The 24,911-nt window shown below is 65.5% G+C and carries 24 protein-coding genes and 1 riboswitch; of the genes, 16 read left to right on the top strand and 8 right to left on the bottom strand.

The window, feature by feature from the left end; all coding sequences use genetic code 11:
- Positions 1 to 215 precede the first annotated feature (215 nt).
- Positions 216 to 758: an AMIN-like domain-containing (lipo)protein gene (locus ASH00_RS11495; protein ID WP_056549226.1), complete on the top strand. Its 543-nt coding sequence runs from the start codon at positions 216 to 218 to the stop codon at positions 756 to 758.
- A gap of 116 nt (positions 759 to 874) precedes the next feature.
- Here the strand turns inward: ASH00_RS11495 and hutH are convergent, their stop codons facing one another.
- Positions 875 to 2,452 carry a histidine ammonia-lyase gene (gene hutH / locus ASH00_RS11490; RefSeq protein WP_056548605.1) on the bottom strand — a complete coding sequence of 526 codons (1,578 nt, stop codon included), beginning with the start codon at positions 2,450 to 2,452 and terminating at the stop codon, positions 875 to 877.
- A gap of 51 nt (positions 2,453 to 2,503) precedes the next feature.
- Between hutH and ASH00_RS11485 the strand changes: the two genes are divergently transcribed.
- Both ASH00_RS11485 and hutU read left to right on the top strand, forming a co-directional pair.
- Entirely contained in the window at positions 2,504 to 3,265 is a 762-nt protein-coding gene (locus ASH00_RS11485; RefSeq protein ID WP_235563274.1) for an IclR family transcriptional regulator, read from the top strand.
- Positions 3,262 to 4,941 (top strand): urocanate hydratase, encoded by a 1,680-nt coding sequence (hutU, locus tag ASH00_RS11480; RefSeq protein WP_056548601.1) that lies wholly within the window; start codon positions 3,262 to 3,264, stop codon positions 4,939 to 4,941. Before ASH00_RS11485 ends, hutU begins: the two co-directional genes overlap by 4 nt.
- Positions 4,942 to 4,963: 22 nt before the next feature.
- On the opposite strand, the gene ASH00_RS11475 is transcribed toward hutU, so the two are convergent.
- On the bottom strand, positions 4,964 to 5,341 hold the full coding sequence (locus ASH00_RS11475; RefSeq protein WP_056548600.1) for a VOC family protein: 378 nt from the start codon (positions 5,339 to 5,341) through the stop codon (positions 4,964 to 4,966).
- A 121-nt stretch (positions 5,342 to 5,462) separates the two neighbouring features.
- Here ASH00_RS11475 and ASH00_RS11470 point away from each other — a divergent pair, with 121 nt between their 5' ends.
- From ASH00_RS11470 to ASH00_RS11455, 4 genes are all read left to right on the top strand, one after another.
- Positions 5,463 to 6,686, top strand: coding sequence for an allantoate amidohydrolase (locus tag ASH00_RS11470; RefSeq protein WP_056548599.1), 1,224 nt, complete (start codon positions 5,463 to 5,465; stop codon positions 6,684 to 6,686).
- Positions 6,683 to 8,155 (top strand): amidohydrolase family protein, encoded by a 1,473-nt coding sequence (locus ASH00_RS11465; RefSeq protein ID WP_056548598.1) that lies wholly within the window; start codon positions 6,683 to 6,685, stop codon positions 8,153 to 8,155. The genes ASH00_RS11470 and ASH00_RS11465 overlap by 4 nt, the downstream gene beginning before the upstream one ends.
- Positions 8,152 to 9,366, top strand: a complete 1,215-nt coding sequence (gene hutI / locus ASH00_RS11460) for an imidazolonepropionase (protein WP_056548597.1) — start codon at positions 8,152 to 8,154, stop codon at positions 9,364 to 9,366. Before ASH00_RS11465 ends, hutI begins: the two co-directional genes overlap by 4 nt.
- 66 nt (positions 9,367 to 9,432) lie before the next feature.
- On the top strand, positions 9,433 to 10,221 hold the full coding sequence (locus ASH00_RS11455) for a CPBP family intramembrane glutamic endopeptidase (protein ID WP_056548595.1): 789 nt from the start codon (positions 9,433 to 9,435) through the stop codon (positions 10,219 to 10,221).
- Positions 10,222 to 10,265: 44 nt separating this feature from the next.
- Here the strand turns inward: ASH00_RS11455 and ASH00_RS11450 are convergent, their stop codons facing one another.
- Positions 10,266 to 10,907: a VOC family protein gene (locus tag ASH00_RS11450; protein WP_056548593.1), complete on the bottom strand. Its 642-nt coding sequence runs from the start codon at positions 10,905 to 10,907 to the stop codon at positions 10,266 to 10,268.
- Positions 10,908 to 11,242: 335 nt separating this feature from the next.
- Positions 11,243 to 11,373: riboswitch (SAM riboswitch) on the top strand.
- Positions 11,374 to 11,390: 17 nt separating this feature from the next.
- On the opposite strand from ASH00_RS11450, the gene metX reads away from it, so the two are divergent.
- From metX to ASH00_RS11435, 3 genes are read left to right on the top strand one after another with little or no spacing between them, the layout of a single operon-like run.
- Positions 11,391 to 12,578: a homoserine O-acetyltransferase MetX gene (metX, locus tag ASH00_RS11445; protein WP_056548591.1), complete on the top strand. Its 1,188-nt coding sequence runs from the start codon at positions 11,391 to 11,393 to the stop codon at positions 12,576 to 12,578.
- A gap of 55 nt (positions 12,579 to 12,633) precedes the next feature.
- Entirely contained in the window at positions 12,634 to 13,374 is a 741-nt protein-coding gene (locus ASH00_RS11440) for an alpha/beta hydrolase (protein WP_082566076.1), read from the top strand.
- A gap of 32 nt (positions 13,375 to 13,406) precedes the next feature.
- Positions 13,407 to 14,036, top strand: a complete 630-nt coding sequence (locus tag ASH00_RS11435) for a class I SAM-dependent methyltransferase (protein WP_056548589.1) — start codon at positions 13,407 to 13,409, stop codon at positions 14,034 to 14,036.
- Positions 14,037 to 14,096: 60 nt separating this feature from the next.
- Here the strand turns inward: ASH00_RS11435 and ASH00_RS11430 are convergent, their stop codons facing one another.
- Positions 14,097 to 14,336 (bottom strand): RNA-binding S4 domain-containing protein, encoded by a 240-nt coding sequence (locus ASH00_RS11430; RefSeq protein WP_056548587.1) that lies wholly within the window; start codon positions 14,334 to 14,336, stop codon positions 14,097 to 14,099.
- Between the two features lie 62 nt (positions 14,337 to 14,398).
- Between ASH00_RS11430 and ASH00_RS11425 the strand changes: the two genes are divergently transcribed.
- Positions 14,399 to 15,364 (top strand): DMT family transporter, encoded by a 966-nt coding sequence (locus tag ASH00_RS11425; protein WP_056548585.1) that lies wholly within the window; start codon positions 14,399 to 14,401, stop codon positions 15,362 to 15,364.
- Positions 15,365 to 15,452: 88 nt separating this feature from the next.
- Here ASH00_RS11425 and ASH00_RS11420 read toward each other — a convergent pair whose 3' ends face one another.
- Positions 15,453 to 17,075 carry a M28 family peptidase gene (locus ASH00_RS11420; RefSeq protein ID WP_082566075.1) on the bottom strand — a complete coding sequence of 541 codons (1,623 nt, stop codon included), beginning with the start codon at positions 17,073 to 17,075 and terminating at the stop codon, positions 15,453 to 15,455.
- 241 nt (positions 17,076 to 17,316) lie between these two features.
- Here ASH00_RS11420 and ASH00_RS16700 point away from each other — a divergent pair, with 241 nt between their 5' ends.
- A complete protein-coding gene (locus ASH00_RS16700; RefSeq protein ID WP_157359096.1) occupies positions 17,317 to 17,493 on the top strand; it encodes a hypothetical protein in 177 nt (58 codons plus the stop codon).
- Here the strand turns inward: ASH00_RS16700 and ASH00_RS11415 are convergent, their stop codons facing one another.
- Positions 17,494 to 17,925, bottom strand: coding sequence for a universal stress protein (locus ASH00_RS11415; RefSeq protein WP_056548583.1), 432 nt, complete (start codon positions 17,923 to 17,925; stop codon positions 17,494 to 17,496).
- A gap of 227 nt (positions 17,926 to 18,152) precedes the next feature.
- On the opposite strand from ASH00_RS11415, the gene ASH00_RS11410 reads away from it, so the two are divergent.
- Both ASH00_RS11410 and ASH00_RS11405 read left to right on the top strand, forming a co-directional pair.
- Positions 18,153 to 19,544, top strand: a complete 1,392-nt coding sequence (locus tag ASH00_RS11410; RefSeq protein WP_056549224.1) for a glycine--tRNA ligase — start codon at positions 18,153 to 18,155, stop codon at positions 19,542 to 19,544.
- Positions 19,545 to 20,462, top strand: coding sequence for a hypothetical protein (locus ASH00_RS11405; RefSeq protein ID WP_056548581.1), 918 nt, complete (start codon positions 19,545 to 19,547; stop codon positions 20,460 to 20,462).
- 56 nt (positions 20,463 to 20,518) lie between these two features.
- Here ASH00_RS11405 and ASH00_RS11400 read toward each other — a convergent pair whose 3' ends face one another.
- Together ASH00_RS11400 and ASH00_RS11395 are read right to left on the bottom strand one after the other, a co-directional pair.
- Positions 20,519 to 21,334: a lysophospholipid acyltransferase family protein gene (locus tag ASH00_RS11400; RefSeq protein WP_056548579.1), complete on the bottom strand. Its 816-nt coding sequence runs from the start codon at positions 21,332 to 21,334 to the stop codon at positions 20,519 to 20,521.
- Between the two features lie 44 nt (positions 21,335 to 21,378).
- Complete coding sequence (locus ASH00_RS11395) at positions 21,379 to 22,134, bottom strand: alpha/beta hydrolase (RefSeq protein ID WP_056548577.1); 756 nt, start codon at positions 22,132 to 22,134, stop codon at positions 21,379 to 21,381.
- Positions 22,135 to 22,286: 152 nt separating this feature from the next.
- Between ASH00_RS11395 and ASH00_RS11390 the strand changes: the two genes are divergently transcribed.
- Both ASH00_RS11390 and dusB read left to right on the top strand, forming a co-directional pair.
- Entirely contained in the window at positions 22,287 to 23,690 is a 1,404-nt protein-coding gene (locus tag ASH00_RS11390) for a YibE/F family protein (RefSeq protein ID WP_056548575.1), read from the top strand.
- 37 nt (positions 23,691 to 23,727) lie between these two features.
- A complete protein-coding gene (gene dusB, locus ASH00_RS11385) occupies positions 23,728 to 24,906 on the top strand; it encodes a tRNA dihydrouridine synthase DusB (RefSeq protein WP_056548574.1) in 1,179 nt (392 codons plus the stop codon).
- The last annotated feature ends 5 nt before the right edge of the window (positions 24,907 to 24,911 follow it).

Genomic DNA, 24,911 nt, shown 5'->3' with positions numbered 1-24,911 from the left:
CCTGCCTAAACCCAGCAGAATCCACACAGGATCCCGCAACACACACGGTGTCATTGCGGTGTCCGAATGATTGCGATTTACCGCCGAAAAGCCCGGTGAACATCCGGCAGATGCGCCGCCCGTAACGGTTGGGCGCCGATGGTTCACAGACCGGATCTTCCCTGGAAGCGCGGCCCTACGATGATCCCACCTACTTCTTTGAAAGGTGGTGCATCATGCACACACTCCGTGCGCTGCTGGCGAGCCTGCTACTCATTGTCGGGTTCGGGCTGGTAGTGCCGTCTTCCGCCTCCGCTGCTCCCTACTGCGGAATAACCTGGGGCTCACTGGCCAAGACCAGCACGGCCCAGACCAGCGCCCCGGTGGTGAACGTACGGGCCGGCCGCCATGCCTGTTTTGACCGGCTGGTGATCGATGTTCGGGGCAAAGGTGCCGGCTACACCGTCCGGTACGTAAGCGCCGTCGTCGGGACCTCCGGCCTGGCCACGCCGCTGCGCGGTGGGGCCGACATCCAGGTGACCGTCAACGCACCGGCCCAGGACGGACGGGGCAACGCAACCTACCGTCCGGCCGTCAGGTCCGAAGCGGTCAATGTTGCCGGTTTCACAACCTTCCGCCAGGTGGCCTACGTGGACAGCTTCGAGAGCCGCACCACGTTTGGCCTCGGCGTTCGCGCCCGCCTTCCGTTCCGGGTCTTCTCACTCGACGGGCCGGGTACCTCATCCCGGCTGGTCATCGATGTGGCTCATCGCTGGTAGGGGATCCGCCCCCAACCCTCCTGCGTGTGGAGTCACATAATGGCGCTTTGAGTTACTCAAAGCGCCATTACTGCGCGTGCGATGGGGTAATGGGGTAATGGGGTAATGGGGACGACCTAGGCGAGCGGCTCGCCCAACACGCGGTCGACGGCGGCAAGAACCGACCCAGCCTCCACCAGCTTCCGCACCGCCTCGATTTCAGGCGCGAGATACCGGTCCGTCCCCGGTCCCTCCACCACCTCCCGGAGCGCGGCCCGCGCCGCAGAGATGGCGGGCGAACTGCAGGAGGTGCTGATGCCGCCGTCGCGCATGTCCAGCGCGCGGGCCGCGGTCAGCAGCTCGATCGCCACCACGCGCGTCAGTCCGTCCAGCGCCCGCCGCAGCTTCAAACCGGCGGACCAGCCCATTGACACATGGTCTTCCTGCATTGCGGAGGACGGGATGGAATCGACGGAGGCCGGAACAGCCAGGCGCTTGAGCTCGGACACAATGCCGGCCTGGGTGTACTGGGCGATCATGTGCCCGGAGTCAACACCTGGATCATGCGCGAGGAACGGATTGAGGCCGTGGCTTCGGCTCTTGTCCAGGAACCGGTCGGTCCGGCGTTCGCTCATGGACGCGAGGTCCGCAACGGCGATCGCGAGGAAGTCCAACGCATAGCCGATCGGCGCGCCGTGGAAGTTGCCGTTCGACTCAACGCGGCCGTCAACGGTCACCACCGGATTGTCAATGGCGGAGCCAAGCTCGATCGCCGCGACGGACTCGGCGTGTGCCAGCGTTGCCCGCGCGGCCCCGTGAACCTGCGGCGCGCAGCGCAGCGAGTAGGCGTCCTGGACCCGCGTGAACCGGTGTGCCTTGCGCTCATCAGAGGCGTGTTCGCCGATGAGGCGTGACCCGGAAAGCACGCGACGGATGTTTGCCGCGGAGACAACCTGGCCCGGATGCGGCCGAAGCTGGTGCAGGTCCTCGGCGAACACGCTCTCGGTGCCAAGCAGGCCCTCCACGCTCATCGCCGCGGCAAGGTCTGCGGTGCGCAGCAGCCGGTGGAGATCCGCGGAGGCGAGCACCAGCATGCCGAGCATGCCGTCGGTGCCGTTGATGAGTGCGAGCCCCTCCTTCTCGCGCAGTTCCACCGGAGCGATACCGGCGGCAGCGAGCGCATCAGCGGCAGGCAGCAGCGCGCCGTCGTCGTTCCTTACCTCGCCCTCGCCCATGAGGGCCAGCGCCACGTGGGAGAGCGGGGCAAGATCGCCGGAGCAGCCCAGCGACCCGTATTCGCCGATCACGGGAGTGATGCCTGCGTTCAGCATGTCCGCGTAGGTCTGCGCGACGACCGGCCGCACGCCGGTCCGGCCGGTGGCCATGGTGGAGAGCCGGCCGAGCATCAGCCCGCGCACCACCTCACGGTCAACTTCCGTGCCCGACGACGCCGCGTGGCTGCGGATGAGGCTGCGCTGCAGGTGCGTGCGCTCCTGGACGGGAATGTGCTTGGTGGCCAGGGCACCGAAGCCGGTGGACACGCCGTAATGGGGTGTCGGGTCATCGATGAGCGCATCAATCACCGAGCGGCTGTCCTGCATGGCAGACAGCGAGTCGTCGCCGAGCTCCACCCGCGCACCGTATCGGGCCACGGCAACAACCTCCGCCGGCGCCAGTGCTCCTAAACCGATTGTCACGGTGTTCTCTTCTGGCATGACCTGTCCCTTTTCTCGTCCCGCAATCGACCGCTCTTGCCAACAGATGAAATGAGCGTTTCAATAAGTGAAATACATATTCCCACCGAACGCAAGGAAGAACTCGTGGCGGATACCTCCACCCGCACCGTTGAGCGGGCCCTGCTCCTGCTCGGCACGGTCTGTGACCGTGGTTCGGTGACCCTGGCCGATGCTGCCCGTGATTCCGGACTTTCGGCCTCGACTGCGCTGCGGCTGCTGCGCACCCTGGAGGGCACCGGTTTTGTCCGCAGGGACGACGACGGCTACCGGCCCGGCATGCGCGTGGTCCAGCTCGGCGCGCAGGCGCTCTCGCACGAATCGTTGGTGTCGCTGGCAGAGAGCGCCCTGGAACGGTTGGTCGACTCAACGGGGGAGTCGGCCTACCTCAATGTGCCCTCCCACGATGGCCACGGGATCTACCTGTCCGTCCGGGAAGGAACCCACTCGGTCCGCCACACCAGCTGGGTGGGCAGGAGCATTCCGCTGGACGGTTCCGCCGCCGGTGCTGTCCTGAGCGGCAAGACTCCCGAAGACGGCTACGTGGTGGTCAGCAACGGCATCGAACCCGACGTCACCGCGATCGCCGCACCCGTGCTGTCCGGCGGACACGTGGTGGCAGCGCTGAGTGTCGTTGTGCCCTCCTACCGGATCACCGACGACGGCGCGCGCCGGATCGGGCGCCAGGTCGCCGGCGAAGCCACGGGTATTCTCACCGCCCGAACAGACACTGGCCCGCAGCAAACTGAAACCTCTCCCACGAACGAGCCCTCAACGTCAGGAGCACAATCATGACCTTCACCCAGCACGATCCGTCGCGCACCATCCGCGCAACGCGTGGCACCAAACTCACGGCGAAAAGTTGGCAGACGGAAGCACCCCTGCGGATGCTGATGAACAACCTCGACCCCGAGGTGGCCGAGCGGCCCGAAGACCTCGTTGTCTACGGCGGCACCGGCCGGGCAGCACGCAGCTGGGAGTCATACGACGCCATCGTGGCCACGTTGAAGGACCTGGAGGACGACGAAACCCTGCTGGTGCAGTCGGGCAAACCCGTGGGCGTCTTCCGCACCAATCCCTGGGCGCCGCGGGTCCTCCTCGCAAACTCCAACCTGGTGGGAGACTGGGCCAACTGGCCAGAGTTCCGGCGGTTGGAGGCCGAGGGGCTCATGATGTACGGGCAGATGACCGCCGGGTCCTGGATCTACATCGGCACCCAGGGGATCCTGCAGGGAACCTATGAAACCTTCGCCGCCGTGGCTACGGCCAAATTCGGCGGGACTCTTGCGGGAACGCTCACGCTCACCGCCGGGTGCGGCGGGATGGGCGGTGCCCAGCCGCTGGCCGTCACATTGAACGGCGGCGCGGTGCTGATTCTTGATGTCAGCGAGACCCGCCTGCGCCGGCGGGCCGCCAAGCGCTACCTCGACGTCGTTGCCGCTGACCTTGAAGACGGACTGAAGCAGGTCCTCGAAGCGAAACGCGAGAAGCGTGCGTTGTCTGTCGGCGTCGTCGGGAATGCTGCCGAAGTGCTGCCGGCGCTGCTGGAGCGCCGGCGGAACGGTGAGTTCACCATCGATATCGTCACCGACCAGACTTCCGCGCATGACCCGCTGAGCTACCTTCCCGAGGGCATCGGGATGGACGAGTGGGAGCGCGAAGCCTCAGGGGACCCGGATGGGTTCACCAAGAAGGCCCAAACCTCCATGGCCCGTCATGTCGAGGCAATGGTTGGGTTCCAGGACGCCGGAGCCACCGTCTTCGACTACGGCAATTCCATCCGCGATGAGGCACGCAAGGGCGGCTACGGGCGGGCGTTCGAATTCCCCGGCTTTGTGCCGGCCTACGTTCGGCCGCTCTTCTGCGAGGGCCTCGGCCCGTTCCGCTGGGTTGCCCTATCCGGTGACCCCGCCGACATCGCCGTCACCGACGCCGCGCTCAAGGAACTGTTTCCGGAGAACAAACACCTGCACCGCTGGTTGGACGCGGCCGGTGAGCTCGTGGAGTTCGAAGGACTGCCTGCCCGGATCTGCTGGCTGGGTTACGGCGACCGCGCGAAAGCGGGCCTGCTCTTCAACCGGCTCGTCGCCGAGGGCAAGGTGTCCGCGCCCATCGTGATCGGCCGGGACCACCTCGACTCGGGTTCGGTCGCCTCGCCCTACCGGGAGACCGAAGCCATGGCGGACGGCTCCGACGCGATCGCCGACTGGCCGTTGCTCAATGCCCTGCTCAATACCGCCTCTGGTGCCACCTGGGTCTCCATCCATCACGGCGGCGGAGTCGGTATCGGCCGTTCCATCCACGCCGGGCAGGTGTCCGTAGCGGATGGAACGGCGCTGGCAGCAGAGAAGCTCGAACGTCTCCTGACCAATGACCCGGGAACCGGCGTCATCCGCCATGTTGACGCGGGCTACGAGCGAGCCCGGGAGGTGGCCCAGGAGCGTGGAGTCCGTGTGCCCATGGAGGGCTGACCCGGGGTCCGTGCCCGGAAGGTCAGGGGTTCTGCCAAAGGCCCATCACATTGCCCTCGGGATCGCGGAAATAGGCGGCGAACCCCATGTCACCGACGGTCAATTTCTCGCCGACGGCGGACCCTCCGAGCGCTTCGACCTTTGCAATCGACTCCTCGATGTTCTCGACGTCAATCGTGATGATCGGACCGGAGAGCGGGCCGCCGTCGCGCTTGAACATGCCGCCGTTGATGTAGCCAGGCTCAGTGGGACCCTGTTCTCCGGCAGGCCCGGTGCCGGCGGCGGTGTAGTCGAACTCGGGCATCTGGGCTACGTCCCAGCCGAATGCCTCGCGGTAGAACTCCCGGGCGCGATCGCCATCGTCAAAAGGGATTTCGAAATGTACAACACGTCCGGCCACGATGAACTCCTCCAGATTGATCGGTTAGCGAGATGCTGGTGAGTCTAGGCCTGATCAATCAGTCTGCACAGGGGTGCAGACCGGGCAACGGGGAAACTCTGAAGAACGGGAAGGGAAGCCGATGGACAGCGTAAGCAGCCTGCTGGAATCAATTGAGGATGTGGGGCGGGATACGGTCCGCGGCGGCTACTCCCGCCCTGTGTTCTCTCCGGCTGAACTGGACCTGCGGTCCTGGTTCGAGCAGGAGGCCCGTCGGCGCGGACTGGATGTCGAAACTGACCGCAACGGCATCCTCTGGGCCTGGTGGGATGTCGATGGCGCTGACCGGAACGGCGGCACCCGGGACGGCGCGCTCGTCACCGGGAGCCACCTCGATTCGGTGCCGGGGGGAGGTGCATTTGACGGTCCGCTCGGCGTCGCCGCTGCCCTTGCTGCAGTGGACCTCCTGAAGGAACGCGGAGTCCAGCCGCAGCGGGCGCTCGCCGTCACAGTATTTCCCGAGGAGGAAGGCTCGCGCTTCGGTGTGGCGTGCCTTGGTTCGCGGCTGCTGACCGGTGCCATTGACCCGGATACGGCCCGGAATCTCAAGGATCCGGACGGCGTCACGTTTGCCGAGGCCGCACGCGCCAACGGGCTGGACCCCGCACACCTGGGCAGGGACGAGGACGCGCTTCGCCGGATCGGTGACTTCGTCGAACTCCACGTCGAACAGGGCCGCGGGCTTATCGACCTCGACTCCGCCATCGCCGTCGGCACCTCAATCATTGGCCACGGCCGCTGGAAACTGACCATCAGCGGGCAGGGCAACCACGCCGGGACCACCCTGATGGAGGACCGCGCGGACCCCATGGTGGCCGCAGCGCAGGTCATCCTCGCCATCCGCAAGACCGCGGCCACCACGCCCGAGGCCCGCGCCACTGTGGGCAGGCTGCAGCCGATCCCGGGCGGTACCAACGTGATCGCTTCCCGGGTGGAGCTGTGGATCGACATCCGGCATCCCGACGACGCCACCACAGCTGCGCTGGTGGAGTCGATCCACGGCCAGGCGCAAAAGGCTGCGGCGTTCGAAGGGTGCACCGCCGCGCTGACCCGGGAGTCCGTCAGCGGCACCGTCACGTTCGATGGAGAACTCCAGCGGCAGCTGCAGCTCGCCATCCCGGGCGCTCCCGGCCTGCCTACCGGCGCCGGTCACGACGCAGGCATCCTCGCCGCCCACGCACCGTCAGCCATGCTGTACGTGCGGAATCCGACCGGCATCAGCCATTCCCCGGAGGAACATGTCGAAAACGACGACGCCGACTATGGCGCCGTTGCGCTCGCCGACGCCCTGGAGCGGCTGCTGTGAAATCACTCTGGTGCGAGCAGGCCTGGCTGGAGCCGGGGGACATTGCGGCGGGCGTGCGGGCCGAGGTTGATTGCGACGGCGTTGTCCGCACCGTAAGCCGCGGTGCTGAACCGGAACCTGATGACCTGCGGCTGAACGGCGTGGTTTTCCCGGCTGCGGCAAACGCACACTCTCATGCCTTTCACCGGGTGCTTCGCGGGCGAACCCATGCCGGCACGGGCACGTTCTGGACGTGGCGGAACGCGATGTACCAGGCGGCCGGTACCCTCACACCCGAGCTGTACGAGGAACTTGCGACCGCCGTCTACACCGAAATGGTCACGGCCGGCTGGACCAGCGTCGCTGAATTCCACTACGTGCACCACGGGCCGGACGGCACCGAGTACGGCAAGCCGCGTACCGGGCCGCCAGAAAACGCAGCGCCAACGCACGCAATACCAACGCAGGCAGCACCAACGCACGCAGCACCAACGCACGACGACGGCCCGCATGCCATGGAGCTGGCGCTTGCCCGCGCTGCGGTCGCCGCCGGCATCAGGCTGACACTGCTGGACACCTGCTACCTCTCTGCCGGTTTCGGCGCACCGGTGCTGCCCGAACAGGCACGCTTCACCGACGGCGGCGCGGACGCCTGGCTCAGCCGGTGGCACTCCCTGCACACCGCCATCACGGGCAGCTTCGACGCATCCCAGGTCTCTGTCGGTGCTGCCCTGCACTCCGTGCGCGCCGTCGATGAACCTGCGCTTGCATACATTGCACAACACCTTCCCGCAGACGTACCCCTGCACATCCACCTTTCCGAGCAGCCTGCCGAGAACCGTGACTGTCTCGAGGCGACTGGAACCACACCTACCGGGTTGCTGGCCAGGCATGATCTACTCTCGGAACGGTTGACGGTGGTTCACGCGACCCACCTGACCGCCCAGGACATGAATCTCCTCGGTCAGGCGCGAGTCACCGTAGCCATGTGTCCCACAACGGAGGCGGATCTCGCCGACGGCATCGGTCCGGCACGCGCTCTGCAGGATGCCGGCGCGGTGGTGAGTCTGGGGACGGACCAGCACGCCGTCGTCGACCCCTGGCTTGAAATGCGGGCGCTGGAACACGGCGAACGGCTGGCCAGCGGCGGGCGGGGGCGATTCTCACCTGCCGAGCTGGTGCGCGCGGCCGCCAGCGGCGGGGCGCGGGCACAGGGTCGGCCCGCAGCCGGCCTGGCACCGGGCCAAGTCTGCGACCTGGTCGCACTTGATCCCGCAACCGCACGCACGGCCGGCTCTTCCCCGGCCCAGCTCGTGCTGACGGCAACAGCGCAGGATGTCACCGCCGTCGTCGTCGGTGGGGAAGTGGTGGCTCGGAACGGGCGCCATGTGCGGCTGGGGTGTCCGGGCACGCTGCTCGCCGCGGCGATTACGCGGATGGACGAGGCAGCACCAACAACGAAGGCCGCAACGGGGAAGGCACTCTCATGACGGGCGCTACAACGATCATCACCGGCATCGGCGAGCTCATGACGCAGGACGCCGAGCAGCGGGTTCTCAAGGACGCGGCGATCGTGCTCGAGGATGAGCGGATCGCCTGGCTCGGTCCGGCAGCAAACGCTCCTGCCGCTGATTCCCGGTACGACGCCGGTGGCCGCGCCTGCCTGCCCGGCTGGGTGGACAGCCATACCCACCTGGTGTTCGCCGGCGATCGAACCGCGGAATTCGAGGCACGCATGGCCGGGCAGTCCTATGCCGCGGGCGGGATCTCTGTGACGGTGGACGCAACGCGGCGCGCCTCGGATGAGGAACTCGGCTCGAGCGTGGCCCAGCGGGTTGCCGAAGCCGGAGCGAACGGAACCACCTACCTCGAAACCAAGACCGGCTACGGGCTCAACGTCGAGGAAGAAGCCCGCAGCGCACGGATCGCTGCTGCAACAGCGGACGAGGTGACGTTCCTCGGAGCACACCTCGTTCCGAAAGGGTGGAAAGCGGACGACTACGTTCAGACCGTCACCGGACCCATGCTCAGCGCCGTCCGGCCCTACGTGCAGTGGGCTGACGTATTCTGCGAAACGGGCGCGTTCACACCGGACCAGAGCCGTGAAGTGCTTCGCGCATGTCGGGACGCGGGTCTGGGACTTCGGGTGCACGGGAACCAGCTCGGCCCGGGGGAGGGCGTGCGGCTCGCTGTGGAGGAGGCAGCGGCCAGCGTCGACCACGTGAACCATTTGGCGCTGTCGGACATCGACGCCCTCGCAGGCTCCTGGTCCGGCTGGGAGGGTGATCCGAATAGCCGCGGGACGGTGGCAACCTGCCTGCCCGCGTGTGATCTGTCCACCCGCCAGCCCCTCGCACCTGCCCGGCAGCTGCTGGATGCCGGAGTACCCATTGCGCTTGCCTCGAACTGCAATCCGGGGACGTCCTACACCTCGTCCATGGCGTTCTGCGTGGCCACGGCCGTGCTGCAGATGCGACTGACGGTTGCCGAAGCCGTCCGCGCGGCAACCTATGGCGGTGCGCTAGCCCTCCACCGCGAACAAACAACCGACGACGGCGGCCGGCTTGCCGTGGGGTCGCTCGCTGTCGGACACCGCGCTGACCTGCAACTGCTGGACGCACCGTCCGCAACCCACCTGGCTTACCGTCCGGGGATGCAGCTGACCCATGCGGTGTGGCGTGCCGGGCAGCGCCTCCGTTGAAAAACTTCCCGGGGAACCGTTTTTGTACGCTTTGGCAAGCACCGAAGGGTACGGCACCATGAAGGCATGCCAACCGCCAAAACCAGCCAGCCGTCGTCGTTATCCCCGACCGCCCACCGGAAGAGGATCAAAGCGGAAATCCTGATTGTCCTTGGTCTGTCCCTCGGCCAGGCCGGGGTTTACGCGGTGGTGGAGTTGATCGACAAGCTGACCCGTGCGCCGCTGGCTGCGCAGACCACCAGGCTCAATCCGGTTCTGGACAACCGGCAGTACTTCGATCTCACCTACCAGCTGCTGGGAATCTTCTTCGCGCTGGTTCCCGTGGTGCTTGTGCTGTTCCTGCTTACCGAGCCGGGGAAGTCGGCCTTCCGCCGGATTGGCTTCACCTTCAGCAAGCCGAAGGTCGACTTCGGTCTGGGAGTGGGGCTGGCCGCGGTGATCGGGGTGGGAACGCTCGGGGTATACGCCGCGGGCCGGGCACTGGGGCTTACCACTGCGATCATCCCGACGGCGCTCGACACCTACTGGTGGACGCTGCCTGTGCTGGTGCTCTCGGCGATCCGTCACGCGGTGCTCGAAGAGGTCATTGTGGTGGGCTACCTCTTTGAGCGGCTCCGGGAACTGGGCTGGTCAGTCCCGGTCATTATTGTGACTTCGGCGCTCCTGCGCGGGAGCTATCACCTGTACCAGGGGATCGGCCCGTTTATCGGGAACGTGATCATGGGGCTGATCTTCGGCTACGCCTACACGCGCACCAAGCGGGTGATGCCCCTGGTGATAGCGCATGCGCTGCTGGACATTGCAGGCTTTGTCGGCTTCGCGCTCTTCGGCCCGGCTATCGGCATCGGAAGCTAACCCCCGGCCACGCGGCCTGGGGAACCAGCGTCCGGAAGAACCAACTAGATCCGGACCGCACCCTTCGGAGTTTCGAACGCTACCGACATGATGCCGGGCGTGCCGTTGGGAGCGATCCACTCGACGTCGACGTCGTCCAGCGGGTGGGTGACGGGCGTTCCGAGCCACTCTGTGACGCGTTCTGCCGACCCGGCGATGGTGAGCGCACTGAGGCGCACGGACGCGGACCGCGCCTGGGATGGGTGGAGGGACTCCGTGCCTTCATCCCAGCGGATCATGTAGGGGACCTGAGGGTCAGCGATGAGGCCCTTGATGCCGATCTGCTGCCAGGTCAGTTCCTGCCCGTCCGGGAATTTGCGGTTACCGGGGACGGCGCTGCGGCCAAGGCGTTCCTCGAACGGGGCGAGGTCATCAACGGCGACGCACCAGCCCATCCAGCCGCCGCCGGCCTCGGACCGTGCCCGCACCGCCTGGCCAAATGGAGCCTTGTCCGAGGCCGGGTGGTCAAGGACCTCGACGACCTCAAGGTACTGGCCGTTGACCAACGGAAAAATCATGTTGCGGGTGCCAAACCGCGGGTGAATTCCACCCTTGACGAATTCAACTCCGAGGGCGTCGGAAATCCGTTCCGCAGTAGCAATCAGTCCGTCAGGTTCGCAGGCATAAGACACATGATCCAGGCGCATGGCCCCATTTTGGCACTTTGTGATGGAGGCCTCGACTAAGGGTTACCTAAGTCACATCGTGGAGGACAATGTTCCAAGCAAAACCCAAGGTCAGAGCCGGATAGTTACTTCAGACAGGGAGCCCGGTTCCGAGACCGCCGGAGTTTCCTGCCAGGGACGCCCACTGGGTGTCCCCCTTGGGTGGGGCCGACCGTTTTCCCATAGACGCCGAACGGCCCCACTCAAGCATGGTCTGCCGCACGCCCGCCTTTCACGGCCACTACGCGAGCCGGCTTCATTTCACGGCGAGTCACACAAGTTGCCCTCACGCGCGCTGGTCGGGTTTCCTAATACGAGGTAACGAGTGACAGTGCGGCAGGTTCCACCCGCCATCAGCCCCGGCTTGCTGTCCGGCAACCCTCCCTCGCGGCGGGGTGCCCCGGGTGAAGACCAGGCCCTGCATGCAGTGCAGGAGCAAGCGCGATTCAGTGAGGCGGCAGGGTTTTGACAGGCATCACCACAGCGGTTCCGCAGCAGGAAGCGGAGCTGGTTGACGGCGTCGTCGTGCAACGGTTCCGGATTGGCCCGTTGGCGCTGGAAACCGGCGGCCATTTGCCGGACGTCGTCCTCGCCTACGAGACCTGGGGCACGCTCAATGCCGATGCCTCCAATGCGGTGCTGATCGAGCACGCACTCACCGGCAGCTCACACGTAGCGCGGGGCGAGTCCTCCGAGGATGGCTGGTGGGACGGGTTGGTGGGTCCGGGCAGAACCATCGACACGGACCGCTACTTCGTGGTGTCCATCAATATGCTGGGCGGCTGTTACGGATCCACGGGGCCGGCGTCGCTTGATCCGAAGGGCAGGCCGTGGGGTTCGCGTTTCCCCTTCGTCACCATCCGCGATTCCGTGCGTGCCGAGGCGCTGCTCGCAGACCTGCTGGGCATCTCCTCCTGGCACTCCGTGCTGGGCGGGTCAATGGGAGGTGCGAGGGCGCTTGAGTGGGCTGTCACCTATCCCGGGCGGGTGCAACGGTGCGCCGTCATCGCGTGCGGAGCGGCGAGCACGGCGGAGCAGATCGCCTTTGCGCAGACCCAGGTGCAGGCCATTCGCCTCGACCCGCGGTTCAACGGCGGCGACTACTACGGAAGCGCCGGTCCTGAGGATGGGTTGGGGCTCGCCCGGCGGATCGCGCACATCACCTACCGCTCGGAGGCGGAACTCGTGCATCGGTTCGGTCGGGCAGCGCAGGGTATGGAAGAGCCTCTTGGGTCGTCGGTGCCGGGTGGGCGGGGCCGCTACCAGGTGGAGAGCTACCTGGACCATCAGGCGGAAAAGTTGGTCCGCCGGTTCGACGCCAACAGCTACGTCATCCTCACTGAAGCGCTCATGAGCCACGACGTTGCCCGCGACCGGGGCAGCCTCAGCACTGCCCTTGCAGCTGCCACGGCAGAGTTCTTCGTCGCGGCTGTGGATTCGGATCGCCTCTACTGGCCTCGCCAGTCCGTTGAACTGGCGTCCGCATTGCCCGGGAGCGTTGCCGTCCACACCATTGAATCTCCCATCGGCCACGATGCCTTCCTCACTGAGATTGCGCAGCTTGAGCCCGCGCTGGCAGCAGCGTTCTATAGCAACACCGACGACGGCGGTGTCCAGGAGAGCGCCTCAGCGCTACGGTTGCGCGCGGGCTGAGACGCAGCCTGCCTCAGCATGCCGCGGGCGCGCTTCAACATGCCACTATGGAGCTATGACGAATTTCTCCTCGACTGACGGTTCTGCTGCGCCCTCTTCCGCCTCCGGGTCCGAGGCCGCGCCCCAGACTGGCACGGCCTCGACCGCACCGACTGTCGTCTGGTCGAAGCCCGAAGACGAGCGTTCCGGCTCGCCGCTCCTGGTACTGCTGCACGGGCACATGGCCAACGAGGAAGACCTCATGGGTATTCTCGACTTCCTGCCGGACGAGTTCACCGTGGCATCCGTACGTGCGCCGGTCGCCCTGGGAGCAGGTTTCACCTGGTTCCCGCTGATGCAGGACGCCGCCTATTCGGTCGACAAGGTCACCGCCGCCGTCCAGGATGTCATTGACTGGGTCGACTCCATCAAGCATTCGCACTCGAGCGTCACCCTGCTCGGCTTCTCGATGGGCATGGCAGTGGCAAGCTCCATGATGCGTGCCCGGCCCGCCGACTACGCGGCCGTCGTCGGGCTTTCAGGGTTTGTTGTGCCGACCGACGGCAGCACGTTCTTCAACGACAGCGCGCTTGTTGCCAAGCCGGTGCCGTTCTTCTGGGGCAGGGATCAGGAAGACCCGGTCATTCCCGCCGATCGAATCGAGTTCACCCATGGCTGGCTGAACCGCCACACCAAGCTGACCAAGGTGCTCTACGCGGGCATGTACCACAGCATCAACGCACAGGAACTGGGACATGTGCGGGAATTCCTGCAGATGGTGGTGCCCGGCGTCAGCCGGACACCACTGTCACGGTAACGCCGTTACGGTGGCGGGTTAGACTCCCGGGTGTGAAGAAAGAAACGCTCTGGGACGCAGGAAAACGCGCGGACCCCGACAGGTCAGCCGCCTACATCCAGCGTTTTGAACAGCTGATTTCCGAGGGTGCGGACTTACACGGGGAAGCCCGGTGCGTCGACGCAATGGCTCCCCGACCTGCGCGTATTCTCGATGCCGGGTGCGGGCAGGGCCGGGTTGGCGGGGAACTGGCGCTGCGTGGCCATTCCGTGGTGGGAGTTGACGCGGACGCTCAGTTGGTCGAAGCGGCGAGGGCAGCCCACCCAGGGCCTGTGTGGCTGGTGGGAGACCTGACAGAGCTGGACTTGCCGGCCCGCGGAGTGGCGGAGTCCTTTGACGTGATTGTCTGCGCAGGAAACGTCCTCGCCTTCCTTGCTCCGGGCACGGCGCCGCAGGTTCTTGTACGCCTGCATCGCCACCTGGCGCGCGGTGGACGCTTGATCGTCGGGTTCGGCGCCGGGCGCGGCTACACCTTCGACCAGTTTTTCACTGACGCAGCCGGCGCCGGCTTCTCCGTCTCCTTGCGCCTGGCCACGTGGGATCTTCGGGTCTGGACGCCAATATCGGACTATCTCGTCGCGGTGTGCGAAGCCGAAGCCCGCGATATCAACTGCGCCGGATGATAGAGGTTAACCGCTGTCAATTGGCAGGACCGCTATCGCCAGGGGCACGTGCCGCCTGCGTTACCCCTGCACCACTGTCACGGTAACGCCGTTCACCGTCACGGAATCACCGGGATGAATCTGGCGTCCCCGGCGATCCTCGATCTCACCGTTGACTTTCACCAGGCCGTTCTCGATGAGTTCCTTGGCCTCCACCCCATCCTCGGCAAGATTGGCCAGCTTGACCAACTGGCCCAGCCGGATCATCGAGTCACGGATAGGCACTTCAGTGGCGGCGCCGGTCTCATCGTTTATGCTCATGGTTACATTCTGCCCGCCGGAAGTGACCGGCCGGAACAGGCCAGTGCCCTAGGGTTTAACGGGTGTCTCGAGCCCCCCACCTTCCCGCCGTCATCGGCCTCCCGCTGGCAATAGCCTCCGGCGTAGCTATTCCGCTTCAAAGCAGGATCAACGGAGCACTGGGGCAAACGCTCGACGACGGACTTGCAGCCGCGCTCATCAGTTTCGGTACCGGTTTGGTGCTGATGATCCTGATCTCGTTGCTGCTTCCGCGCGGACGGGCGGGCCTCGGCCAGCTGATCCCTGCCGTGCGGCAGCGGCGGTTTCCCCGCATCTACCTGGCCGCAGGGACCATCGGCGCGTTGTTTGTTTTCTCGCAGGCGCTCACCATCTCGGTCCTTGGAGTCGCGCTCTTCACGGTCGCCGCCGTCATGGGCCAGACGCTGAGCGGACTCGCCGTGGACAGGCTCGGGATCGGACCCGGCGGGCGGCGCACAATCACCATCATACGGGTAATCGGCGTGACGCTGACGGTCGCGGCAGTTATCTGGGCCGTCTCACCCCGCCTCGGCGGCACAGGTACGACGGCGGCACTCATCCTCCCGCTCCTGCTTCCCATCGCAGCAGGCATCCTGGTGAGCTTCCAACAAGCCATGAACGGAACCGCCGCCGTGCAGTACGGCACACCCATTACCGCCACCCTGATGAACTTCATTGCCGGATCGGTCGTGCTCCTCGCCGCCTGGCTAGTGAAACTGGTGCTCACCGGCCCTCCTGAACCGCTGCCGGCAGAGTGGTGGTATTACCTGGGCGGGCCGATGGGATGCATCTTCATCGGTATCGGCGCACTCCTGGTGCGATCCCTGGGTGTGCTGCTCACCGGCCTCGGAATGATCGCGGGCCAGCTGCTGGGTTCGCTGGCACTGGACCTTGTGCTTCCAACGCCGGGGACCGTCGTCGTTTTCGCCACCGTGGCGGGGCCGATCCTCGCACTGGGGGCCATCATCCTGACCACGCTGCCCTGGAACCGGCGCCTGCTGCGACGCTGAATCCAGGAAAAGATCGCAGGCAACGAAAAGGCGGGTCGGTACCACCTGAAAGAAGTGGTCCCGACCCGCCTTTGGCTAGCCCGGGATACTACCGGTCGGCCAGTTCGGAATCGTGGTCATGCTCCGGGTGGAGCCCGCCGCCGCTTTCGGTGCCGCCGCCCAGCGGGTTACCTTCGAAGCCGCCTTTTTGCTTGAAGTTACCCTTCACGTTGTCTCCAACGCCGTTCACCGCGGTCGTGTTCATGGCGTAGGTGAGGGTCAGATGAGCAATCGCGTCGCTCATCTGGTCGAGTGACTCAACGCTGACGTTGCTCAGGTCATCACATTCTGCGTGGTAGCAGGCATCGTAGGGTGCGCCCGCAACGCCACCGAAGAGCACTGCCTGCTCTTCGGTCTTGATTCCCTCGGCGCCGGTGAACAGTCCGCCTGCGGGAATGCCCTCTGCAATGAATGGTCCGTAATCGCTACGGCCGCTGAACGCTGTTTCACCTGAGGCCAGTCCCTCAGCTGCGAAGTAGTCGTGGAAATCCTGCTCGATCTGACCGGATCCCGCAGGACCCTCAGCAGCGCCGGGACCGACAGGGAAGGCCGAGTTGTCACCGTCGTACACGAAGCGGCCAAAGTTGGCGGAGCCGATCATGTCGAAGTTCAGGTACAGCCCAACCCTGTCCAGCTCTCCCGTTTCCGCGAGGTCTGCGACATAGTGCTCCGCGCCGAGGAGTCCCTGTTCCTCTGCACCCCACCAGGCAAAGCGGACCTTGTTTGCAGTCTTGACCTTCTGCATCGATTCCGCGACCGCAAGGATTGCGGCGCTACCCGTGCCGTTGTCATTGATGCCGGCACCGGCCACCACGCTGTCGAGGTGAGCGCCGACCATCACCACATTGTCGGCGTCGCCGGTTGCGGTTTCCGCAAGCACGTTGTAAGTCGCGCGGTTCTCGGAGACGGTGTCCACCGTCACTGTGCCCGTGACGTTCTCGCCGATCAGGCTGACGCCCACGTCGAAGCTTGCTCCCAGGACCGGAATTTCGATTCCCGGCGCCCCGAGGGTGCCGTTGATCGGGCCGGTGCTGCCTTCTGATCCGGTATTGAAAATGACGACGGCGGTGGCCCCGGCTGCTTCTGCGTTGCTGGCCTTCTGCGCGAACGAACAACTGCCACGCTGTATCAGCGCAATTGATCCGGCTGCGAATCCATCGAAGTCGGTGGCTTCACACCCGCTGGTGTTGGCGCCGGCGGTACCGGTGGTGTCGACGGGGGTGATAGCGCCCACCGCTTCTCCTGCCCCGGAATAAGTCATGGTCGCGAAGGATTCCGCTGCGTAAACCTGTGACTCCGGGCTGGTCTGGGTGAGGACCGAAGGGCTCAGCTGCTGGAAGTACGGGAACATGAATTCCTGCACAACGGGGGAGTACCCAGCAGCCTGGAGCTTCCCGACCACATAGGCCACGGAGCCGTCATATCCCGGGGTTCCGGATGCCCGGGTGCCGTCGTTTGCATCGGCGATCGCGTCCAGCGCATCAAGATGACCGACCACCCGGTCAACCGAGACGGCGGCGCGGAGCTTTTCAGAGGTGTTGTTGTTGCTGTTCTCGTGGGTTGGCCCGGCAGTTGCCGCGAGCCCTCCCGAGGCAACGAGCGCGAGTCCACCGGCAAATGCAAGCGATGCTCGCCCAAAATGGGCGCGCTTAGGTAGAGCGTTTGGGATCACCGTTGTTCCTTCTGTCGCAAAGGCGTGTCTACGGTTGCAGACACTCGAACCCCTGTGACGCTGATCACGGCACAGGGGTGCGCTCAATCTATGGACAGTTGTCCCGCCGCGTCAAGGGCTCCCTACCCGCCGGTAGATCACCGGTGGGAAGCCGCCCTCATCACCGGTAGAAAACCGCACCCAAGGCGCGTAGGGTCGGAACTCCCGAAGCGGGGAACTATGTGAGGCAAAGGAGATTTCCATGGGCCTAAGCAACATCATCAGGAGCGCCGCCGGCCGATTCGCAGGCGGAGGCAGCGCCGGAACAACCCGAGGCACACCGCGGACCGGCGGGATGCGGACGGGACGTAGCGGCGCCAACCGCCCCGGTTCCGGTGGAGTCGGCGGAATGATCCGCAGCATCCTGAACCGACGGTAGTCAGGAAGCGGTTTTCACTACGAGGACGTCGCACGGAGCGTTGTGAACAACGCTCCAGGCGACGCTCCCCAGCACTCGCCCTAGACCCTTGATGCCCACATTGCCTACCACGAGCAATTGGGCGCCCGAGCGCTCGGCCTCTTCCATCAGGACGTCCTGGGGCTTCCCGCGGCCGGCAGCAGGGCGAATTTCCACCCCCGGGTGCTCACCTCGCAGTTTGGTTGCCACTTGCTCTGCCATCTCCAGCGCACGCTCGGCATCATCCAGCACCCAGGTTTCGCTGCCGATCTTGACGATCTCCGTGTTGCCGGTGATGTGCGCGCTCATAACGACCAGTTCGGTTCCCAGTCCCTGCGCGAGCGTCGCTGCCCGTGATGCCGCCTTATAAGCGGTTTCGCTGCCATCGACTCCCACAACCACATTCCCTGCCATGCTGTTCCTCCTTGAACGGTGAATCCCGGGCGGTTCCCGCGCCGGACCAACAGGAACGACCTTAGCGCCAGCGAGCAGGCAGGCGTGTTTCGGTAGGCTAAGGTAGTAGCTTCGCCCGCCCGGTCCGGCACGGCAGTTCGCGTTGAATTCCGGCTGCTGGGCCGTTCCGCACGGCACAACGACGACCGCACCCAGCGGCCTGTCCAAACATGTAGAGGATGGCATTCATCGTGGCCAAGCAGGTTTCAGCCCTGGACCCAATCATTTCCCTCGCCAAGCGGCGCGGCTTCGTCTTCCAGGCCGGTGAAATCTACGGCGGTTCCCGCTCCGCCTGGGACTACGGACCCCTTGGCGCCGAGCTGAAGGAAAACATCAAGCGCCAGTGGTGGCAGTCAATGGTCCGTGGGCGCGAGGACGTCGTCGGTCTGGACTCCTCGGTTATCCTTCCCCGCCAGGTATGGGAAGCATCCGGCCATGTCGAAGTGTTCTCCGACCCCCTGGTGGAGTGCCTCTCCTGCCACAAGCGCTACCGGGCTGACCACCTCGAGGAAGAGTATGAGGAGAAGAAGGGCAGGCCCGCGGAGAACGGCCTGGCGGACATCGCCTGCGCCAACTGCGGCACCCGCGGCCAGTGGACGGAACCCCAGGAGTTCTCCGGTCTGCTGAAAACCTTCCTCGGCCCTGTTGCCAGTGAAGAGGGCATGCACTATCTACGGCCCGAAACCGCGCAGGGCATCTTCGTGAACTTCAACAACGTGCTCACTACGTCCCGCAAGAAGCCACCGTTCGGCATCGGCCAGATCGGCAAGAGCTTCCGCAATGAGATCACGCCCGGAAACTTCATCTTCCGCACCCGTGAGTTCGAGCAGATGGAGATGGAGTTCTTCGTCGAGCCCGGCACCGATGATGAGTGGCACGAGTACTGGATCAAGGAACGGTTCGACTGGTATACCGGTCTCGGCATCAACCCGGACAACCTGCGCCTCTTCGTTCACCCGCAGGAAAAGCTGAGCCACTACTCCAAGGGCACCACGGACATCGAGTACCGCTTCGGATTCTCGGGCTCCGAGTGGGGTGAGCTTGAGGGCGTCGCCAACCGCACCGACTTCGATCTCTCCACGCACTCGAAGCACTCCGGCACAGAGCTGAGCTACTTCAACCAGGCCACCAACGAGCGGTACACCCCCTACGTCATCGAGCCTGCCGCCGGGCTGACCCGCTCCTTCATGGCGTTCCTCGTGGACTCCTACGCAGAAGATGAGGCGCCCAACGCGAAGGGCGGCGTGGACAAGCGCACCGTCCTCAAGCTCGATCCGCGTCTTGCTCCGGTGAAGGCCGCCGTTCTCCCGCTCAGCCGCAACGAGGACCTCTCGCCCAAGGCCAAGGATCTGGGAGCCCAGCTGCGGAAGAGCTGGAACATCGACTTCGACGACGCCGGTGCCATCGGCCGTCGTTACCGCCGCCAGGATGAAATCGGTACCCCGTTCTGCATCACCGTGGACTTCGACACGCTCGAAGACCAGGCCGTCACTATCCGTGAACGCGACACCATGGCCCAGGAACGCGTTTCCCTCGACAAGGTCGAGGGCTACCTGGCGCAGCGGTTGGTAGGCGCCTAAGTGGCAATCCAGTACCGCCCCTGGCGTGACGGCGACGACCTCGAACTGCTGCAGGTGTGGGGAGGCCCGCCGAATCCGCAGGCGGAGCAGTCCCGGGCACTGTTCCGGCGGTCGTCGGATTCCCCGTGGCTGCGCTGCATTGTGGCAGAAGATGCAATGGACGGTGTGGCCGTGCCGGTCGCTGCCGCTTACGTCTTCGAGCCGAAGCTTCATGATCAGCGGCTCTGGGCCTACGTTGAGGTCAGCCAGGCTCATCGGGGAACAGGGATTGCCGCCACGCTCCTGGGAATGCTCCGCCACGAAGCAGGCTCGTCGCCGTCGGGCGTTTCCACGCTGCGGGCAAAGGTGGTCCCCGGATCTGACGGCGCTGCCTTCGCAGCGGCGGCAGGCTTCCGGGAGATCCAGCGCTCGCGGATCATCGAGGTAGCACCCGGAGCGCTCGCGGTACCGAACTTCGACGACGACGACGGCCCCCAGCTTGAGGAGGCTGCCACCGGTTCAGTTGAACTCACCAGGGCAGTGACCGACTGGTACAACGCGGTGCACGCGTGGGACCCGGCTGATATGACGCTGGGCCAGGCGCAGCAGTTCCTGCTCGCTGATACGGCAGGAGCCGGTGGTGCTGTGGTCCTGCGGGACAAGCCCAAGAGCGCCGGTGGTGCAATTGCGGCATTCGCGCTGAGCTACACACAGAGCCGAACGGACGCGCCGGCTGACGTGCTCATCGGCTGCGACACCGGGCTGCGGCCCAGCGAGCAGAGCGCTGCCGTCGCGTCGCTGCTGGCGATGCTGGTGTACCAGTACCCGGTCCAGGTGGAGGTTGATGACTCCATGACGGCGCTGGTTGACGTGCTGGATCCGCTGCTTGCTACCGGTGCCGCCCGGGTCGTGTCGGAAACGCGGGTTGTCAGCGACTGACCAAATCGCAGGCCATCCGGCTCAGGCCGAGCGCGGCCGGGTCACGCTCGCCAGGGTCACCCGCGGCGGTAGCGACCGGCCGCGGCGTCCCGCGCATCCGCTGCAGCGCGCTCGGCCTCGGTCAGTGCACCTCCACCGAGATGGGCGGGCTGCCACCAAGCGCCCGGCGGCGGCACGAGCGGAAAGTCGGCGATCCCGCGGTCAATGCCGTCCTGCAGCGCCGCCCGCAACTGCTGCGTTTCGAGGGCTATGTTTGCGTCCCGGGTATGCCTGATCGGTTCGCTGATGTGAACGCGGATCGGTGCACGCCAGGCGCGGCGGAGTGAGAATCCGTGGCCCCGGGTCATCAGCCGGTGAGCTCCCCAGACCGACACGGGAATGAGCGGCACATCGGCTTCGGCGGCAAGGCGTACCGCGCCCGTCTTGAGCTCGCGCACCGTGAAGCTACGGCTCACACCGGCTTCGGGAAGGATGGCGATGTACTCGCCGGCACGAAGTTTTTCGAGCGCACCCTCGTATGCCGACGCGCCTGCGCTGCGGTCGACGATTACATGCCCGCAGGCGGAGATGGCCGGCCCTGCGAACCAGTGCGACGCCGCAGCCTTGGTAATCAGGAACTTCAACTGCGCGCGGGTGTGCTTCCACAGCACAAGCTCGGCAAACGCAAAGTCGAGGTAACCGAAGTGGGTGATAGCGAACACCGCTCCCTCTCCGGGCACAGGCGTTCGTGACACCCCCGTGCCTGCGTGCGCGGAAGGCAGATGTGATTCGCCGCTGACCAGAACGCGCATCCGAAAGATCCACCGCAGCAGCAGGCCGATGTGCACCAGCACGCGGTAGAACCGGACGCTCTGCCTCGGAACCCAGGCCATCGCTCAGGCACCCTGCCTCGAACGAAGTGAAAGGGACGACGGGTTCACTGCATTATGCCCAGCGGTGAGGGTGTTGCAAGCACTCCGGCAGCACGTCGGAGGTACTTCGCGTCCACAGGTGCGCCGGTGTCGTCGGAGAAACTTTTCAGCAGGTAAGAGACACTGAGCTCGTGCCATACGGGAAGTTTCGTGAACATGAAATGTCCGGCACCGGTCAGCGTGACGTACCGGACGTCGTCGGCAATGTGCTGAATTCTCTGCGCGTATCTCAGCGACTGCCGCGGCGAGGTCCAGCGGTCCGCGTCCCCATGGACGATGAGCACTCTCCGTCCGGATACCTGCTGCAGCGGCGTTGTGCTGTCAAGCCATGGTGCCAGCGCTACGACGGCGCGGACCTGCGGATCATCCGCCGCGCACAGGGCCGTCAGGCCGCCCATCGAGTGGCCCAGGAGGTAAACGGGTTTGCCTGGGTGGCGCTCACGGATCCGCTGCAGCGCCCAGCGCGCGTCGTGCAGCGCAGACATGTGCTCGCCGTTCCAGCCGCGCACGCTGTTCCGCAAGCTCCAGGTCTCAAGGCCGGCCGGGGATCCCCAGGAAGAAAGCAGGCGGGCAAACGGAATCATCCGCGCCGGGCTCAGATGCCGGGACCGCACCGGCTCGAAGCTGTTCGAGCGTCCACCGTGCAGTACCAGCACAACGCCGCGGACGGCGCCCTCCGCCGGGCGGATCGTCACTTCCGGCGCATGCGCCATCGAACCGGCCGCATGCTCTTCGGCTTCGCTGAACCGTTCCTTCGCCATGCACCTCAACCCACTTCCAATCCGGATCCACACGAGCCGTTCGCTGCATCCCTGATCCCGACCGCCATCCTGCGTAGAATCCTCGGGGGACTCCGCATCAGGCAGACCGGTTTCCATCCTGCCAGTAGTACACCGACAGCAAGGAACGATGAGTGGGCCACAGCCATATCCATCCTTCGGACGGGGCCGCTCCTCCACCCAACCCGGAGCAGATCGCTGCCCTGTCAATAACGCGCCGGCGGGCGAATTTTCTCCTCGCGGCGATCCTCGTTCCGCTCGGCGTCATCACACTCGTCGCAATGATGATGCTGTGGCCGGGCGCCGACCGGTCCGGCATCACCGTTGCCGATCCGCTCGCCACCGCGCCCGGCACCTCAATGGATGTGGGTACGGTGCAGCGCGTGGTTTCGGAGGACTGCCCCTCCTCCCAACCAACCGTCGACGCCGGCGGCGAGGCGCAGCAGTGCCTGGTCGCGTACACAGAGCCCGACTCCGGCGGCTCAGCCGTTCCGGTGGAACTCAACCCGGAAATCGCACGTTCCGGTCAGGTGGAACCGGGCGATTCAATCCGCTACCTCAATCTCGACGGTGTCATCAGCGGCGCAGGCACGCCCTACATTTTTGTGGACTTCGTGCGCACGCTCCCTGTGGCAGCGCTCGCGGTGCTGTACGCCGTCGTCGTTGTTTCTGTTGCCCGGTGGCGCGGACTGCGGGCGATCATCGGACTGGTGGGCGCGCTCTTCGTCCTGGCACAGTTCATGCTGCCCGGGCTGATCGAGGGCAAACCTCCCTTGCTGCTGGGGCTGGTGGGTTCGGTTGTCATTATGTTCGGGGTCCTCTACTTTGCGCACGGCTTCTCGGCGCGAACCTCGACGGCACTGCTCGGCACGATCTTCGGACTCGCCATCACCGCGCTGCTGGCAGCCTGGGCGACAGACACCGCGAACCTCACCGGCGTGGGCAATGACAGCGCAAGTGCACTGATCAATGCAGCGCCGGAGGTCTCGCTCTCGGGAATCATCCTCTGCGGACTGATCATTTCCGGGCTCGGTGTGCTCAACGATGTGACCATTACGCAGTCCTCGGCGGTCTGGGAGCTTTACGAACTGGCACCAGGAACGTCCACACGGCGGCTGTTTGCAGGGGCCATGCGAATCGGGCGCGACCACATCGCCTCGACGGTCTACACGATTGCCTTTGCCTACGCGGGCGCGGCCCTTCCACTGCTGATCCTCGTGTCGCTACAGGACAGTTCCCTAATGACGGCCCTGACCAGCGGTGAACTCGTTGAGGAGGTGGTTCGTACCCTGGTCGGATCAATAGGCCTGGTTCTTGCCATCCCGGTTACCACGCTGGTTGCCGTCCTGGTGGTCAAGGCGGTCGGCCGTGGATCCGGTCCGGTCGGCTCCGGGAACCAGCACGACGGCGCACCCACTCCTGCAGCACTCGCCGCCGAGGAGGCGCCTGGGCAGCCGGCTGAGGGCGCACACAGCGGGCAGGTGGCGGCGGGCGCGCTGCCGAGCCGCAGGGCGCTGCGCGAGCAGAGGCAGGGCTGACGCCCCTCGATTTGCCCTGTCTTGCGACAATGGTTGGGTGAGCATTGCACCGATTACTACCTCCACGCGGCTCGACCTGCCGCCGCTGCGCCTGGGCGGGATAACCGTCGATACCCCCGTGGTTCTCGCTCCGATGGCCGGCATCACCAATACAGCGTTCCGCCGGCTGTGCCGCGAGTACGGCGGCGGCCTGTACGTCTCCGAAATGGTGACGTCCCGCGCCCTCGTCGAACGCAATCCGGAGTCCCTGCGCATCATCTCCCATGACGAGGATGAATTGGTGCGCTCCGTCCAGCTGTACGGCGTGGATCCCAAGACCGTCGGAGCCGCCGTCCGCATCCTCGTGGAGGAAGACCGCGCGGACCACATTGACCTGAACTTCGGCTGCCCGGTCCCGAAGGTCACCCGGAAGGGCGGCGGAGCGGCGCTTCCGTGGAAGCTCGACCTCTTCACCGGCATCGTGCAGACTGCCGTCCGGGAAGCTTCGCGGGGGAACATCCCGTTGACCATCAAGATGCGCAAAGGCATCGACGAGGATCACCTGACTTTCCGTGAGGCAGGCAAGATCGCGCGCGATGCCGGCGTGGCCGCCGTTGCGCTGCATGGCCGCACTGCCTCCCAGTTCTACTCCGGCAAAGCCGACTGGAACGCCATCGCCGAGCTGCGTGAGGCCCTGCCGGATGTTCCGGTACTGGGAAACGGTGATATCTGGAGTGCGGAAGACGCAATCCGCATGGTTCAGCAGACCGGTGTTGACGGCGTCGTGGTAGGCCGCGGCTGCCAGGGTAGGCCGTGGCTGTTCGGTGACCTCATGAACGCCTTCGAGGGCAGGGATGAGCGGCACCAGCCCGGGCTCGGGCAGGTGGCGGACACGGTGTACCGGCACGCGGAGCTGCTGGTGGACACCTTCGGCAACGAGATGATGGCGCTGCGCGACATCCGCAAGCACATGGCCTGGTACTTCAAGGGCTACGTGGTGGGCGGAGAGTTGCGTGCAGCGCTCGCCGCCGTACCCACGCTCGAGGTTCTGCGCGGTCTGCTCGATCAACTGGACCGCACGTCTCCGTATCCCCGCACTGACGCCGAAGGACCGCGCGGGCGTGCGGGATCACCCAAGCGCACGTCGCTGCCGGACAAGTGGCTCGAGGCCCGCCGGCTCAATCCTGAACAGCAGGCGGACATCGCCGCGGCGGAAGTCGACATATCGGGTGGATAGGGCGG

Origin of the sequence: Arthrobacter sp. Soil782 (assembly GCF_001428435.1) — a bacterium.
GTDB lineage: Bacteria > Actinomycetota > Actinomycetes > Actinomycetales > Micrococcaceae > Arthrobacter_D > Arthrobacter_D parietis.
The sequence above is the reverse complement of the archived record's forward strand: the minus strand, read 5'-3'. Positions and strand labels throughout refer to the sequence as shown.